Source organism: Streptomyces sp. NPDC054834, assembly GCF_053611185.1.
This window is the reverse complement of record NZ_JBSGZV010000079.1, coordinates 12314-27628: the sequence shown is the minus strand read 5'-3', so window position 1 is coordinate 27628 and position 15315 is coordinate 12314. Positions and strand designations below refer to the sequence as shown.

15 protein-coding genes and 2 pseudogenes are annotated in these 15315 nt (G+C 68.4%); 9 read left to right on the top strand and 8 right to left on the bottom strand.

Annotation, left to right across the window (positions count from 1 at the left end; all coding sequences use genetic code 11):
• Positions 1–292: 292 nt before the first annotated feature.
• The gene (locus ACWGJM_RS46970; protein WP_453417924.1) at positions 293–1426 is read right to left on the bottom strand and encodes an IS630 family transposase; all 1134 of its coding nucleotides are present in this window, start codon (positions 1424–1426) and stop codon (positions 293–295) included.
• A gap of 109 nt (positions 1427–1535) precedes the next feature.
• Here ACWGJM_RS46970 and ACWGJM_RS46965 point away from each other — a divergent pair, with 109 nt between their 5' ends.
• Positions 1536–1937, top strand: a complete 402-nt coding sequence (locus ACWGJM_RS46965) for a hypothetical protein (RefSeq protein WP_453417923.1) — start codon at positions 1536–1538, stop codon at positions 1935–1937.
• Between the two features lie 319 nt (positions 1938–2256).
• Here ACWGJM_RS46965 and ACWGJM_RS46960 read toward each other — a convergent pair whose 3' ends face one another.
• From ACWGJM_RS46960 to ACWGJM_RS46940, 5 genes are all read right to left on the bottom strand, one after another.
• Positions 2257–3162, bottom strand: a complete 906-nt coding sequence (locus ACWGJM_RS46960) for a class I SAM-dependent methyltransferase (protein WP_453417922.1) — start codon at positions 3160–3162, stop codon at positions 2257–2259.
• An 80-nt stretch (positions 3163–3242) separates the two neighbouring features.
• A complete protein-coding gene (locus ACWGJM_RS46955) occupies positions 3243–4346 on the bottom strand; it encodes an NAD(P)-dependent alcohol dehydrogenase (RefSeq protein ID WP_453417921.1) in 1104 nt (367 codons plus the stop codon).
• 2 nt (positions 4347–4348) lie between these two features.
• The gene (locus ACWGJM_RS46950; RefSeq protein WP_453417920.1) at positions 4349–5752 is read right to left on the bottom strand and encodes an aldehyde dehydrogenase family protein; all 1404 of its coding nucleotides are present in this window, start codon (positions 5750–5752) and stop codon (positions 4349–4351) included.
• A gap of 8 nt (positions 5753–5760) precedes the next feature.
• A complete protein-coding gene (locus ACWGJM_RS46945; RefSeq protein ID WP_453417925.1) occupies positions 5761–6516 on the bottom strand; it encodes a (5-formylfuran-3-yl)methyl phosphate synthase in 756 nt (251 codons plus the stop codon).
• Positions 6517–7049: 533 nt separating this feature from the next.
• The gene (locus ACWGJM_RS46940) at positions 7050–8726 is read right to left on the bottom strand and encodes a trypsin-like serine peptidase (RefSeq protein WP_453417919.1); all 1677 of its coding nucleotides are present in this window, start codon (positions 8724–8726) and stop codon (positions 7050–7052) included.
• Between ACWGJM_RS46940 and ACWGJM_RS46935 the strand changes: the two genes are divergently transcribed.
• The 3 genes and pseudogenes from ACWGJM_RS46935 to ACWGJM_RS46925 all read left to right on the top strand — a co-directional run.
• On the top strand, positions 8725–8904 hold the full coding sequence (locus ACWGJM_RS46935; protein WP_453417918.1) for a hypothetical protein: 180 nt from the start codon (positions 8725–8727) through the stop codon (positions 8902–8904). The two genes, ACWGJM_RS46940 and ACWGJM_RS46935, sit on opposite strands and share 2 nt — an antisense overlap.
• A gap of 303 nt (positions 8905–9207) precedes the next feature.
• Positions 9208–10080, top strand: coding sequence for a hypothetical protein (locus tag ACWGJM_RS46930; protein WP_453417917.1), 873 nt, complete (start codon positions 9208–9210; stop codon positions 10078–10080).
• A gap of 432 nt (positions 10081–10512) precedes the next feature.
• Positions 10513–10635: pseudogene (locus tag ACWGJM_RS46925) on the top strand (IS5/IS1182 family transposase); the annotation flags it as partial.
• Positions 10636–10639: 4 nt separating this feature from the next.
• On the opposite strand, the gene ACWGJM_RS46920 reads toward ACWGJM_RS46925, so the two are convergent.
• Complete coding sequence (locus ACWGJM_RS46920) at positions 10640–11608, bottom strand: DUF5937 family protein (protein WP_453417916.1); 969 nt, start codon at positions 11606–11608, stop codon at positions 10640–10642.
• Positions 11609–11896: 288 nt separating this feature from the next.
• Here ACWGJM_RS46920 and ACWGJM_RS46915 point away from each other — a divergent pair, with 288 nt between their 5' ends.
• The 4 genes and pseudogenes from ACWGJM_RS46915 to ACWGJM_RS46900 all read left to right on the top strand — a co-directional run.
• The gene (locus ACWGJM_RS46915) at positions 11897–12136 is read left to right on the top strand and encodes a hypothetical protein (protein WP_453417915.1); all 240 of its coding nucleotides are present in this window, start codon (positions 11897–11899) and stop codon (positions 12134–12136) included.
• Between the two features lie 395 nt (positions 12137–12531).
• Entirely contained in the window at positions 12532–12918 is a 387-nt protein-coding gene (locus ACWGJM_RS46910) for a DUF4267 domain-containing protein (RefSeq protein WP_453417914.1), read from the top strand.
• 189 nt (positions 12919–13107) lie between these two features.
• Positions 13108–13788, top strand: coding sequence for a hypothetical protein (locus ACWGJM_RS46905; protein ID WP_453417913.1), 681 nt, complete (start codon positions 13108–13110; stop codon positions 13786–13788).
• Between the two features lie 131 nt (positions 13789–13919).
• Positions 13920–14071: pseudogene (locus ACWGJM_RS46900) on the top strand (IS110 family transposase); the annotation flags it as partial.
• On the opposite strand, the gene ACWGJM_RS46895 reads toward ACWGJM_RS46900, so the two are convergent.
• Entirely contained in the window at positions 14064–14459 is a 396-nt protein-coding gene (locus ACWGJM_RS46895; RefSeq protein WP_453417912.1) for a transposase, read from the bottom strand. The pseudogene ACWGJM_RS46900 and the gene ACWGJM_RS46895 overlap by 8 nt on opposite strands.
• A 493-nt stretch (positions 14460–14952) precedes the next feature.
• Between ACWGJM_RS46895 and ACWGJM_RS46890 the strand changes: the two genes are divergently transcribed.
• Positions 14953–15105 carry a hypothetical protein gene (locus ACWGJM_RS46890; RefSeq protein ID WP_453417911.1) on the top strand — a complete coding sequence of 51 codons (153 nt, stop codon included), beginning with the start codon at positions 14953–14955 and terminating at the stop codon, positions 15103–15105.
• Positions 15106–15315 lie beyond the last annotated feature (210 nt).

Genomic DNA, 15315 nt, shown 5'->3' with positions numbered 1-15315 from the left:
GTCAGCCCCTTGAGGCTGCCACGGATCGCCACCCCGGACGGGCCCGGCACCACGAACGAAGCCGCCACCACACGCAACCCGCCCATCGCCCCACCCCCCGCCCGATGCCGAAGAACCCCTCACCACGCCCAACGAACACCTCCCGCGAAGGTCACGCATTCGATGCAAGAACTCCCGTTCCCCACTCAGGCGCACACGCACGATGTGACCGAGACGCTCACTCATACACACCAGAACGCGCCCACGCACTGTCACTCTGCAGCAGTTCCCAACCCCTCGTACTAGTGCCGCATCAGGCAACGTTTGCCCTGTCGACGACGGTTCGTAGGCGTCGGTCGTCGGCGTGGTGGTTCCGCCAGATGATGTAGCGGCGGATCATGCTGCCCTGCTCTTTGTGGGTGGCGTGGTCGGTGCTGTCGAGGGTGAAGTAGCGCAGTGCGGTGAACTGGGCCTCGATGCGGTTGAGCCAGGAGGAGTTCGTCGGTGTGTAGGCGATCTCGACATTGTTTGCCGCCGCCCAGGTGCCCACCCGTTGGCACTTCTTCGTGGTCAGGTGCGGGGAGAAGTTGTCGCATACGATCGCGATCCGCACGGTCGGAGGGTAGAGCGTGCGCAGGTAACGGCAGAACTCCAGGAACTGGGTGCGCCGCTTGATGGGCTTGATGTGGCCGTAGAGCTTTTCCTTGGCCAGGTCCAGGGCGGCGAACAGGTGTCGCACGCCGCCGTAGCGGTTGTAGGTGGCCCGGCGTCTACGGCGGGGTTCACGGCCTTGATCCTTGTGCCTGCCGCCGCGTTCGGCCCACTGCCGTCCAGGGTGCGGCATCAGGTTGAGCGGCCCGAACTCGTCCATGCAGAAGATGACTTCGGGCTCGCCCTCCTCGGGTATGACCTCGCCGTCGGCGATCGCGTAGAGGTGTTCGACGCGGGCCTTCTTGGCCGCGTAGTCGGGGTCGCGGGAGGTCTTCCAGGTCTTCAGGCGTTGAAAGGAGACGCCTTCCTCGTGGAGCAGGATGCGCAGGCCCTCGTGGCTGATGTCGTCGACCACCCCCTCGGCGACCAGGAAATCCGCCAACTTGGACAGACTCCAGGTGGAAAACGGCAGGTCGTGCTCGACTGGTTTGGACTTGGCGATCTTCTTGATCTCGCGGCGCTCGGGCAGGGTGAACGTCTTCGGCCGACCGCCCTTGTATTTCGGGTAGAGCGAGTCGAAGCCGTCTGCGTTGAAGTTGTGGATCACATCGCGAACCCGGTCGGCGCTGGTGAAGGTCACCTCGGCGATCTTCGCCACCGGCATGCCCTGCGCGGACAGCAGTACCATCTGGGCCCGCCGCCAGGTCACCACCGATCCAGTGCCCCTGCGGATGATCCGCAGTAGCCGCTGGCCCTCGGCATCGTCGATCTCTCGGACCTGTACGCGTATCGCCATCAGCACAGAGTGGCCGCCCCCTGCCACCCGGTACAGCACCCGGACGGCGCGTCACATCACAACGGGCCAAACGTTCGCTGTTACGACACGCGGCCGCTCTGTCGGAACCGTGCACCACGCCGCTGCGTCTATCGCGGGCATGGGCGAGAGAACCGCGGGACGGACCACGAGTATGAACCCGAAGACTGAGGGCGGCGCCGGATGCCTACTCGCCGGCCTCGGTGCGACAGCCGCGCCGCTTGTCTGGGCACCGCGCGCCGCGGTCAGTATCGACGGAGGATTTGAGGGCCATGCCCGCGATCTGAGCGTGCTCTTCATCGATCTGCCGCTCATCGTGCTCGGCGGCGCTCTGGTTCCGCTCTTCGCCTGGGTGTTGGCCACCAGATGGGTGCACCGCCCCTGGGTCGCGGCACTCGTAGCCTTGGCCACGCTCGCGCTCGCGTTGTGGGGGCTCACCGAGTGGTGGACCCCCCGCCGGCAGCCAGACCCCGGTTACGGACCTGGGATCTGACCACGGCGTCCGCACATCGCAGCGCGACCAGCAGCCCCAGGATCACAACACCCCCGCGCCGTCGTCTACAGGGCAAACGTTGCCTGATGCGGCACTAGCCCAGCAGCACGAGAACGTGCGGGAAAGGCCCTCGTTCTGCCACATCTTGTTGGGGACGAAGAGATTCTCCAACGCCACACTCCCGCGCTTCACATCGTAGGGCTGTAGTTCGGCACGGTAGCGGCCGTAGCTCGCCAGCGCGGACGTTCCCGAAAGGAGGTCCGGGCGGTGTTCTGGATACCGGGCCCTGTGCGGACGTCGCCGTGAGCGCTTGGGGACGTCATAGCCGGGGCTTGTGCGCGAGCACCCACCGATTCCCCTCGAGCGCGTCGTTGGGCTCAGGGAGGGGGCCGCGTCCGTGCTGGTGGGTGAAGTCGAAGGGGGTGTGTACCGAGGTGGACCAGCCCTTGGCTGCCAGGTCGCCCGCGGAGTCGGGTCGTGGTCCCTTGTGAAAGAGGTGGAGCAGGTCGATGCCGATCTGTTCTCGCGTCGCCGTGTAGATCGCGCTGTCGCGGTACTCCAGCAGGTCGCTTTCTAGCTTGGCCTCGAAGGCCAGTGCGCTGCCTTGGGTGGTCAGCCGGTCCACCGTTTCGATGAGGTAGGTCTCGGCGGGGCTCGGCAGATAGAAGAGCAGTCCCTCGGCCAGCCAGACACTCGGTGCGGCCGGGTCGAAGCCGGCGGTGGTCAGCGCGGTGACCCAGTCGGCGCGCAGGTCGACCGGTACGGGGACGCGCTTGACCTTCGGGGTGGCCGACAGGTCCATGAGCACCTGGTGCTTGAATGCCAGCACGCCCGCCCTGTCGATCTCGAAGACCACGCAGTCGGACGGCCAGTCCAGCCGGAAGGCGCGAGTATCCAGCCCCGCGCCCAGCAGGACCACTTGACGTGCACTCGTACCGACCGACTGGAGGAGGAAGTCGTCGAGGACCCTGGTCCGCAGGCCGAAGTAGCGGGCGAACCGCCCCCACAGCGGGTTGCCGTCCCCGTCCGGGACCTGCTGGATGCGCACCGGCCAGTTGGCGCACGCCGGGGCGGCGCGCACGAAGTGTTCCGCGTAGACGTCCTGGGCCAGGCTGTCATGGCGGTGGGTCTCGATCGCCCGTGCCGCGGCGACCAGGAGGGCGGTCAGACCCACGCCTGCGTCCACGCCTTCGACGTCCGTGTGCTGTGGCGCCGTGCCGGCCATGTTTCCTCCGTTGGCGGGAGTGGGGACTGCGAGGTGCCTGCTTGTCGGATGCGGTGAGTCTGCGGTGCTGCATGCCTCGCTCATCGGCTTCCCTCCGGGAGCAGAACGGGTTTGACCACGCGGCCCGCGTCGCAGTCGCCTTCGGCCTCGTTGATGTCGGCCAGCGGGTAGGTGCGGATCAGCTGGTCGAAGGGGAAGCGTCCGGCCTGCCACAGCCCGGCCAGCCGGGGTATCAGCAGTTGGGGTACGGCGTCCCCTTCGCAGATGTGGCGGATGCTGCGGCCTCCCTCCAGCGTGCCCGCCTCGAGCGGCAGCGCGGTGTGGAGCCGTGCTACCAGGCCGAGGCTGCCGGTGGGGCGCAGTGCCCGGAGCGCGTCGTTGATGAGCGGGGCGGAGGCCGTGGTGTCCAGCGCGTACTGCGCGCCGCCGTCGGTCAGCCGCCGGATCTGCTGGGGCAGTCCGGCCGCTCTGGCGGGGAGCGGGATCGCGCCGAACTGTTCGGCCAGGGCCAGCCGTTGGGGATGCCGGTCGACGGCCACGGTCAGCGCGCCGGCGGCGGTGGCCGCCATCACCGCGGCCAGGCCCACCGCTCCCGCGCCGAAGACCGCGAGGGTGTCGCCGGGGCCGGCGCCGAAGGCGTTCAGCACGGCTCCGGCGCCGGTGAGGAAGCCGCAGCCGAGCGGCCCGAGCAGTTCGACGGGCAGCGCGGGGTCGACCCGGACGGCGTTGCGGGCCGCAACGAGCGCGTACTGGGCGAACGAGGACTGGCCGAACCACGGGGGGGCCAGCGCTGCCCCGGTCGCGTCGGTGAGCCGCGGCGTGTCCTCCGTGCGTCCGGCGAAGAGGTTGAGGGAGGCGAAGGAGTCGCAGTAGGCGGGGGCCGCGCCGCGGCAGTTCCGGCAGTGTCCGCAGGAGTCGAAGCTCAGCACGACGTGGTCACCGACGGCGATCCCTGTGTCCGGGCCGCCGCCCGTCCGCACCACGACCCCGGACCCCTCGTGGCCGAGCACTGCCGGCAGCGGGCTGCGGCCGGCCGATCGCCGGACCGCGAGGTCGGTCCGGCACATCCCGCAGCCCGCGATCTCGACCAGGATCTCGCCGACGGCGGGTTCCGTGCGCAGGGTCACCTCCTCGAGGGCGAACGGGTTCTCGTACGAGCGCAGTACGGCCGCCTGGAACCTCATCGTCATTCCTCCCGCGGGCGGTGGACGACGAACGGCCGGAGGTTGCCGTACAGCCCCCACGGTCCGCCCGCGACGCCGACACCGCTGTTCTTGACGCCTGCGAAGGGCTGGGCGAGGGACAGTTCGGCATGGTGGTTGATCCAGGCCGTGCCGCATTCGAGCCGGTCGGCCACCGCCTCGGCCCGGTCGAGATCGGTGCCCCAGACGGAGCCGCCCAGTCCGAAGCCGGTGTCGTTGGCCGCGTCGACAGCTTCGTCGAGGTTCCGGTACGGCAGCACCGGCAGGACCGGTCCGAACTGTTCCTCGGTCACCACCGGGCTGCCGGGCGGGACATCGGTGAGGATCGTGGGAGCGAAGAAGTAGCCCGGCCCGTCCAGCCGGTGGCCGCCGGCCGCCGCCCGGGCGCCGTCCGCCAGGGCCTGCTTCGTGACCTGCTCGACCCGGGCCAGCTGGGGGGCGTTGTTGACCGGGCCCAGCCGGGTGTCCGGGTCGAGGCCGGCCCCGACGGCGACGGTTTTCGCGCGCTGGGCGAGGGCTTCGACGACTTCGGCGTGGAGCCGGGCCGGGGCGTAGACGCGTTTGACCGCCATGCACACCTGCCCGCAATTGCGGAACGCAGCCCAGAACAGCCGGTCCGCGATCCGGTCCACCTCAACGTCATCCAGCAGGACGGCGGCGTCGTTGCCGCCCAGCTCCAGGGTGACCCGGGCGAGCGAGGCCGCCGCCGCTTCCGCGACGGCCCGCCCGGTGGGCACCGAGCCGGTGAAGGTGACGTGACGGATGCCCGGGTGGGAGGCGAGGCGGGCGCCGAGAGGTTCTCGGCCGGTGACGACGGTCAGTACATCATCAGGCAGGGCGGTGGCCAGGACCGAGCCGAGCAGCCGGGTGGCCAGGGGGGTGAACGGGGACGGTTTGAGGACCATGGTGTTGCCCGCCACGAGCGCGGGCGCGAACTTCGCAGCCGCCAGCTGGAGGGGAAAGTTCCACGGCACAATCGCGGCGACGGGTCCGAGAGGTCGCCAGCGGATCTCGCTATGCACGGGCCGGCCGTCGGTGATCCGCCGGGTTGTCGGGGCCAGATCTGCGAAGTAGCGCAGGCGGGCCGCCGTACGGGCAACCTCCGTGTGCGACTCGGCCAGGGGCTTGCCCTGTTCCCGGGTGAGCAACCGGGCGAGGTCGTCGCCGGCCCTCTCCACCGCGTCGGCCGCCACACGCAACGCGGTGGTGCGGGCGGCCGGATCGGCGCGCCAGCCGTGCCAGGCCCGGCGGGCCCGGTCCACCACGGCGTCCAACTCGTCCGACTGCTGGTCAGGGGCCTCGTCGAAAGTCTCCCCGGTGGCCGGGTCGACGACGGCGAAACACGCGGCCCGGCGTCCGGAGACGCGGCCGGGCTCGAAAATCGGCATGCCGGTGGTCAGTTCACGGCGGGGACGCCGGCAGCGTGCTGCTCGGCCTGCCGGTCCATCTCCGCCCGGAAGGCGGCCACCAGATGCGGCTGAATCCTTCCGGCATTGCGGTCGCCGCCCTCGCACACCGCTCCGCGCACGCCCACGATGTCCGTCCCAATGCCAGTCAGCGGACCGAGGTCGCTCTGTTTGACACTGCCCGCGAGCGCGGCGAGCAGACCGGACGCGTGGGCCAGCCGGACAAACTCGGCACAGACGTCCGGCGGAACGTGGTCGAACAGCCGCGTCCCATCTTTGATGGCGGTGTCAAGCATGGCCGCGTCGGCGCCGGACCGGGCGGCGATGTCCGGCACGGCGAGCGGGTTGACGCAGCCGATCCGGTGGGCGTCGGCATAGCCCGAGGCGACGACGAGCGCTTCGGGGCGGTAGTCCTTCACCGCCCGGACGACCGCGCGCATGACCTCGATGCTCTGATCGGGCGTCGTGCATCCGTAGAGGCCGACCTTGATGTACGTGGCGCCGGAGACGACCGCGCCGAGCGCGGCCTGAGCCACCGTCCCGGGCTTGTACGGGACGTCTCCCACGGTGGCGGACACCGGTTTTTCCGCCGGGACCGCGTCGCGGATCTCTTTGATGACCCAGGGGAAGTTGGCGCCGAGCGAGCCCTCGTCAGGCTTCTTGACGTCGACGATATCCAGGTGCTCCGCCGCCTTCGCACAGTCGAGGGCCTCCTGCACGCTGTCGGGGGAGATGAGAAGCAACACGATGAGCTCCTTCCGCCGCATGTCCGCCTGGCCGAGGGACAGGGGTGCGGATCACCTGGTTCATGTGCGGTGTGGCTCATCATTTCCGCCGCCCGTGGGCACCGGTAGAGCGTGCGGACTTTCCCATGGGGCGCTCGGCCCACGCGCAGTGCGCCGCACGCACCGGCGTGAACCGGCCTTACTGAAGATACGTGAGTGCGGCTCGCGCCCAGTTGGCCCGGCATGTTGGAGTCGAGTCCTTTGATCACCGAGCGAGTCTGTGCCTGCCCCTGCATCATCCCCCATGCCCGCGGCGTTGGAGCACCTGGGCCGGGCCGATCCTGCGGCTCCGATAGCCGACGCCGTCCGTCTGCGCGGCTTTTTGGGAGGGGCGGCGAGGTGGTCGGCACGCGTGGTCTCGTCGGCGGGATCTCCGCCTGTCGTCGGCGACAGCCCAGTCTGGCCGGTGCTCCGGTGCTCGGGTGTTTCGGCGCTTGGTGCCCCCGGGCGGTGCCCGGTGTTCCGTGTCCGGCCCGGGGGCGGTTTTGGTGGGTTCAGGAGGTGGGGGCTACGAGCATGTGCTCGGTTCCGAGGTGGTTGGTGCCGGTGTCGGTGTACATGGTGGTTTCGCCGTCGGACCAGCGGATGACGAGGTCGTCGGTGCGGTTGTTGCCGGTGTAGTCGCCGGTGGTCATGGCCGCGTCGTGGGTCCAGGTCTCGTTGGGGTTCAGGATGCGCTGCTCGGTGCCGAGGCCCGAGGTGGTGGTGCCGACGTAGTTGTCGAGTTCGCCGTCGGTCCAGCGGACCATGAGGTCCCATTTCTGGTTGCCGGAGAACTCACCGGCGGTCAGGAGTGTGGCGTCCTTCCAGGTGTCGTTCTTCGGTTTCAGTTGGTGTTCCTGGCCGAAGGTGCCGGCGCTGACGTTGGTGTAGAGGGTGAGTTCACCGTCGATCCAGCGGACAACCAGGTCGGTGGCGTACTGGGAGGCGGCGAAGCGGCCGGCGGCGATCTGGGTGGCGTTCTTCCAGAGGTCGTTGGGTTTGATCATCTGTGTGCCCGCCCAGTTCAGTCCCTTGGAGCCGACGTCGCCGTAGAGGGTGACCTCGCCGTCGGACCAGCGCACCAGCAGGTCGAACTGGTTGGACCCGGTGAAGTCACCGGCGGTGATGGTTGCCGCGTGGGTCCACGTGGTGTTGTGGGCCAGCAGTTGCCGCTCGGTGTCGTAGCCGCCGTGTCCGTTGCCGGGGTAGAGCGTGACCTCGCCGTCGGTCCAGACCACGATCATGTCGCTGTGGCCGGTCTGGCGGAAGTCGCCTGAGGCGAGCAGCTTGGCGTGCTGCCAGGTGCTTGCCGCGCCGGGCAGCCAGGGGTCCCCGGACGGCTGGTACGGCGGTTTGTGGTCATCCACGTTCCGGTGCGCGGCGGCGTCGGCGAACAGGTCCTGGGCATCCTTGCCGTAGACCGGCGCGTACGTCACCCAGTCATCGTTGGCGTCGTTGCCGCCGCCGTTGTATCCGCCGGTGTTGCCGATGACCTTGCCGGTGCCGCTGGTGCTGTTGTAGTCCTCGATCCACGGGCCGCCGGAGACACCGCCGTAGAAGCCCTTGCAGGTCATGCGCATCTGCCTGAAGCCCGGCAGTTGGGAGGTGCTGACGGGGCAGCGGACCGGCACATGGTCGGGGTTGACGCTGACGTCATCGGGATAGCCGATGACGGTGACCTTGTGGTGGTAGCTGTCGGTCGGCGTGAACGTCAGGGCTCCGGTGACATCCTCCACCTTGCCCCGGCTGTTGGAGCCGACCTGAGCGAAGGCCAGGTCGAGGTCGGAGACCGCCTTCTTGCTGTTCCTCTCGTAGCGCGGGTCTATGTAGAGCTGGGACACCGGAAACACGCCGTCCGGCTGCTCGGCGGCGGTCTTGCCGATGCGGTATTGCGGCACGAAGATGCGGTGGGTGGCCGACTTCAGGCCGAGGCCGCAGTGTCCGGCGGTCAGGACGATGTCCTTGGCGGCCGTGTGCACGACGCTGCCCGTGCAGTACGTCTGGTTGCCGCCGAGCTGCCGGCCGTCATAGAAGAACGTGCCGATCATCGGGTGGCCGAGGAAGTGCTCCGGGGTGGGGGTGCCCGATGGTGGTGGCCGGTGCGTGACGGCGTTTCCTGCGGTGATGCCGTGCTTCGAGGCGGCCGGAGCGGGGTCCGGCAGGGTATCGACCGGGACGGCGTCGGCCATGCGCTCCGCCGTCCAGTACTTCTCCTCCTCGCTCAGGCTCGGCCCCGAGGGGGAGGGAGAGGTGGTCGGTTCGGCGGGCTGCGTCGAGGAGCCCGAGGGGGTGGCGGAGCCTGTCGGGTCGACGGCCCCCGCGACTGTCGACGACGGCGAGGGCGCGGGCAGCGTCGGCGGGACCTGAGGCCCGGTGCCGGGAGTCTCCGGTGATGCGGAGGCCGTCGGTGGGGCGGAGAACACTGGTGACGGATCGCCTGTCCCGGCCGACGCCGTCCCGGCGCCGAGAATTCCTACACCCAGTCCCAGAGCTAGGGCTGGAATCCATCTGTATCTGGAACGCAAGAAGATGCCTTTCCGTCTTGGAGGGGGCCGAACGGTGAGCGGGCCCCGAACTACCCAGGACCCGCACATATGTTCGTTCGAGTGGCGATAGTGTACTACTGAGTAATAACTGGCATGTCATCAAATAAGAGGACAGGGTGTAGCGATGGACCGACTCCGCAAGACCGCGTGGGCGGCACTCCCCCTCCTGCTCACCTTCCTGGCAGCCGGGCCGGCCTCGGCCTCCCCGCCCGGACCCTCGCTACCGTTCGGAAGTGTCCGCTCGGTGCATCCTGGCGACACACTGACGGTCAACACCGAGGCCAGCGATGTCACTTACCTCGCATCCATCAACTCCCCCGCGTTCGTTGCGCCAGGGATGCTGCGCATGATGTACCCGGAGCTGACCACCACCGTCACCATCGCCTGTGACGCCCGGCCTGGCACCTACCCGGTGACGCGGCGTGGCGCCGGAGATGCGGGCCCGGACGAGCATCCGTTCCGATGGGCACGGGTGCGCGTGGAACCCGCCGACGAGGCGGCACGCCGCGCCTGCCGGAACAAGGTCAGGAAACTGCCTCCGCCCAGGCTGGAGGAACGCTGGGCTCCGGACAGAACGTGGCCCCAGTCGGAATGGGACGTGCGGACCTTCCGGGCCGGCAGCCGCATTACGATCACGGACAACGACGACGAGGGATCGGACGGAGACATCACTCTGACCTCCCGCGCCTTCACCGACCGCCCCGTCCTGCGCGGCGCCAAAGCCGTCCTGACCGCCACCACCACCCTGACCTGTGACTCCGCATCCGGCATCTACGTCGTCTACCGGCACGACGTCGACCAGACCGGCCCCGACAAACCCTGGGCCCGACTGCGCATCGCCCCCGCCGCCCCCGGAAAGAAGTGTCTGGCACAGCACTCAATCGGGTCATCCCGCGCTGCCACGCTGGCCTGGGCCGCCGGCGGCGTACTCCTCACCGCCGCAGCCGGCACCGCGCTCCTTCTGCGGGCCCGCTCCCGCCGCACGACCTCCGCCTGAAGACGCATCACCACTCGTCGCCCAGCCCGGAGCAGCCGCGCCGACGCGGGCGCAGAGCGTTCTCGCCCGGAAAGCGTGGACGCCTCGGTGTCGCCAGACCTTTCGGGTTGTCCGGTAGAGCCCCGGTAGTTCAGGCGCAACTACCTGTGCAGCGGCACATTCCTCGGGAAGAGCCCATGAGATGACGGCTTGCTCAATCGCCCCGCTCCACCTGAACGGGGCTCCCGACCTGGCGGAAACTGTAAATCGTTCGGTGCAACTCCCGATCATGGAAGATGCATCGATGACCAGTGAGAACGTGGCCGAGCGCGAGGTCGGCGAGTCGGCAGCGGCTGTGTCGGCGAAGGCCGTGGGCGGCCAGCTGATCGACGAGCTGGTGAGCCGGGCCCGGCCGAGGGCCTGATCGGCCGCCACAGGCATCACCGACGCCAGGGCATCCCACTCGCGGTGTCGCTGACCGGCGGCAACCGCAATGACATCACCCAACTGCTGCCCCTGCGCGACAAGATCCCGGCGGTCGCGGGAGTTGTCGGCCGGCCACGACGCCGCCCCGACATAGTCATGGGCGTGGCAAGGCCGCGTCCAGGAGAGCACGTCCGGCTTGGGTGAGCTCGTGCGTGGCCGTGCGGCCGGCCCGGCTGCTGTCGATCAACCCGGCATCTCGCAGGATTGCCAGGTGTTCGCTGGCCGTCGGGGTGGTGACGTTCACCAGCCTGGCCACAACGGTCGTCTGCAGCGGAGTGGTGAGCGCGGCCAGGATCCTCGATCGAGTCGTTCCCAGAAGCCGGTCGAGCGATCTCGGAGTGGGAGGTGCCGCCCAGAGGTACCGCCCGGATGCCGGGTAGTAGATCGCCGGAGTCCAGTGGTTGGAGGTGGTGCACTGCACCCGGTCGGTGATGAACAGTGACGGAATGAGAATGAGTCCCTCAGGGCAGTCGACGTCGATGTCGACGGTCCGCTCGACGCTGATGGTGTCGCCTTCGCACGCCGCGGAGTGGTGCAGGCGTGGAAGGACTGCGCGCAGCCCCTCGCGGTTGACCTGGATGGCCCGGTCCAGCATCTCGGCACGTAGCGCCTGCCGCATGGACGGCCACTCCGGTTGAACGGCTGCTTTCCAGAGGCGGCGCACCACATCGGCGGCCTCGGACCTGGCTCGGTCAGGGTCATCGAGCAGTCGGCGGCTGATCTCTGCCTCATGCCCCATCGTGGCGTCGACCAGCTCCGCGTACACCTGGTCCGTCGGCGTGGCGAGAAGAGCAGCCACGCCTTCTTCGAACGTTGGCTCACTGGTCATCGGCGATGGGTCAAGAAAGTCGGGTCGATACGCACCATCAGTCATGAAGACCGTGAGCGCCCTCAGGTCCAGGCCCGAGATTCGGTGGCGGCGACGACGAAGCCATTGGTGGAACATCGGGTGACGCTGCGGCTCGGTCAAGAGCTGAGCGAGACTGACCACTTCGTGGATCGGCGACATCGCCCACCGCACGCTCGCAGCACCAGTGCCCAATCGGTAGCGGATCACCCGCATATTGTTAGGCCACGGCCGAAGTGAGCGCGAGTGGAGTGGTGAAACCTCGAGACTCGGGGCATGACTGAGACAGAGTCGGTTGCCTGGTTTACGCAACCCGAGCGGGCACCACAGACGCGAACGATCCGGCTGGGCGCCGGTGGATCGACCATCGAAGTCCTCGCCGGCCCGGCGGAGGCCGACGGGGCTGTGAGCATCTACCGGTGGCGTATGTCGCCCGCGAGTCGAGGACCTGGCCCGCACTTTCACAGGACCTTCAGCGAGACGTTCATCGTCGAGGAGGGTGAAGTGGACTACTTCGACGGGCGGTCCTGGCGGACACTGCTCCCCGGCGACACCGCCCATGCCGCGATGGGTGCCGTGCACGCGCTCCGGAAGGACGCCGAACCCGCCGCCATCCTCATGGCACTCTCGCCGGGCGTACCCCGGGAGGAGTACTTCGCGCAGCTCGCCATCGTGGACGAGCGGGACCTGAGACGTCTTCACGAAACTCACGACAACCACTTCGTCGACCACCACGAACGGTGATGCCACCGGCGACGGCGTACGCCCCGAGCCGACCCACCCGGCTCCGGCAGCAGCCCGCGAGCATGGGCCGCGTGGATGTCCACCGGAAATGAGGTCACAGCGTGACCGCGGCCGTGAGCGCTCAACGTGTGAGCATCGGCAGCTCGCCATGACTGTCGACGACCGCGGGAGTGACTCGTCGTGGTCGCTCGCGCGGTCTTACCGGCTAGTCGCTCGGGGCGGTCCCTTCGATGAGCAGGTCCAACCGCACCTTCCCGCCGTGCGCCGGGATGCGGCCGGTCGCCGACCGGGCGGATTTCCCGTGCAGGGCGGCCCACAGCAGTTCGGCACAGCAGCGCTAGAAGATTGAGCGTTCGACACAGGGTCGGCGCCGCGAGAAAAGGAGAGCAGCCGCCATGCCTACCGCCGTCACCACCAGCGCCACCGTGATCACATGGGCGATCGCGGTCGGGATCATCGTCATCGGGGCCCGCTTACTGTGGGTCCCGAAGGCCGCAGCAGACTTCGGCATCCCCGGCACCCGCACCGAGGACCCCACCTTCCGCGCCTGGTTGTCCGTCCTGGCCGGCCGCGACATCGGCTACGGCATCTTCCTACTGATCGTGCTGCTCGGTGCAGGCACGCACCTGCACGGCTGGGTGATGCTGGCCGGCTCACTCGTTACGCTCGGAGACGCAATCATCGCCAAGCTCAGCGGCGGACCCGCCAAGGCGTACTACGGAATCCACGGCAGCACCACCGCCGTCATGGCCGCCGCCGGCACCGTACTGCTGCTGTCCTGACCGCGGCCGACGAAGATCCCCGCCGAGGGGTTGTCCGTCGGCGGGAGCACCCCGATGCTCCCGTGGCAAGCACCCCGGTGACATCGAAACTCGGGTTCAGGCACAGCTTCTGACCTCGACGTTTAACCGCTGCTGGTCGTCATCCAGGTGAGCGGCCCGCGGGAGCTCCTTGTGCGGGAGACTGTGCACGTGCCCCATTCGAACTCGCTTGCCACTGCCGAAGAGATTCACGCTCACCTTGTTGACCAGCTCAACCTCGCGCTCCGCACACCCGGGATGTTCGGGGGCGAGTTGGCTCTTCGGATCCTGCTTGATCACCTGCTGTTCGTTGAACGTCAACCCGGGGCGTTCACGCAGCAGCAGCGAAACTGGGAAGACCGCGGGCTCTGGTCTCCTGTCGGCGTGACCGGGGCCTTCCGAGACTTGATCCCGGGGCACAACTACGAGTGCGGCATGGCCTCGGTGTACGCCGATTTCGCGAAACAACGCGGTTGGCTCAAGCCGGACCGGGTTCTCACGGAGGAGGCGTACGAAGGCCTCAAAGGTCGTGTCAGGCAGTGGGCCAGGGAGGACCGCACCTGGGCGGACGTGACTGCGGAGTTCGGTCCTCCCTCCGTGCTGTTCGGAGGAACCAACCCTCTGTACGGAAAGACGCTCGGCTACCTCAGTAAGGATCTGAAGCAGCCGATAGTGGCCTTCCACCTGTGGAACGGCAGCGCGCCCGGAACCCAGTCATGGCGGCCCGAGCACGAGCAACCGCTTCTTCTCGCGGTGCGCTTCGGCGAGGGCCCGTTCCGGCGATCCTTCACCTTCACTCCGGAGGGCGAGCGAAGGAAACCAACGACCGCTGGGCCGTGCCTGCGGCAATAGCCAGTCCGGATTTGAACGAGTGATCGCGTTCTCGTCACCCACATGGGAGCCCGGACGGTGGGGCGGCCTTCGCATGATCATGAACTCTGCGAGGCCATGGCTGCGGCCGGACGCTGCAACGTGCCCGGCCGCAGCTCCGGGCCGCCCTCAAACGCAGCGAACGCACACGAGCCTTCGACACCGAGGCCGAACGGCTACGGGACATCTTCCGTGCCGAGTACGCCCGCCAGCTCCCTGCCGTCGAAGACCCTTCGGCCATCAGCTCCTGGCGCTGCTCAAGCAGGACCGAACTCCTCGTCACCTCCGCCTCGGGCCAACGAGCTCGTGCAGGCGGTGAGGCGTCGAGGATGGGGGCGGGGCTCGGTGTTCACGTCTGCCGTGCCGACGTCCGCGGTCTGCTGGTGGGACAGCAGGCCGGCGACGGCTTGGACGGTGTCGCTCATGTGCTGGCGGCGGCCGAGATGGCGGGCCAGGGCACGCCAGTTCTTCATGTGCGCGATGCCGTGCTCGCCCCGGATGCGTCGTGAGGAGTGGGCCTTGCGCTGTCGCTCGTGCATTTCCTCATACCAGTGCGGAGCGCTCTTCTTGAACTTGCGATGCGGAGGCGTGACCACACAGCCGCCGGTCCGTGCACCCAGACCCTGGTAGCCGGCAGCGGCGAGGATCTTCACAGCGGGACCGTCGGCCAGGAGCCTGACCAGCCATAACTGGCGGCCGTGGGTGATGTCCGCGCAGCTTCCGGGTATTGGTCGGGCTGCACAACAGCATCCGGCCGTCCGCGTCGGTGACCACCATGGTTTTGACGGCGTTCTGCTTGTTCTTGCCGGAGATGAACTTCTCCCGGTCCTTGCGTCCGGCGGCCGGTCGGCGGACCCGGATCTCGGTGCCGTCGACGATGCCGGTCTTCCTACTGGCGCCGAGATGGCCGACGACACCCGGATCAGTACGCGAGCCGGCGGTTGACCGACGACCTCGCGCGCACCCGGTTCCTCGAGGGCGCCAGGGCCTTCGTCGAGGAGCACGGGCAGGCCTTCGCCGACCGCTTCGGGACGGGCCCCAGCAGCCACGCCGCCTGATGCAGCCCGTTGTGCTCATCGACGACCGATGGCTGCTTGATATCGCGCAGAACCTCATACCCGGCGACCCCGACAGCACTCGAACGAGTTGTTCGCCGCGCAGGTCGCCTACGCCTACCTCCACGCAAGCGGCATCCAGGTCAAGGTCGGCAGCCAGGAGGCGATCGCGTTGGTCATCGACGCCGTCGAGGGACGCCGCGACGTGCGCCAGGTCGCCGATGCGCTGAAGAACTGGGGCTGATCAGCCAAGACGGCCCAGAGGAGCGGCCCCTCAGAAAACTGAGCCTCCCGCAGGTGGAGCATCGTGATGATCACGGCCGCTGTGCTGTGGGGCTGCGGCACGGGCCTGCTCATACCCCGTCCCGCGTACCGGTTCTCCGTACCGGTTCTCCGTGCCGCACGAGTAACCGTGGCGGTCGGCGTGCTCGGCGGGCCATTCCCTCACCGGTAC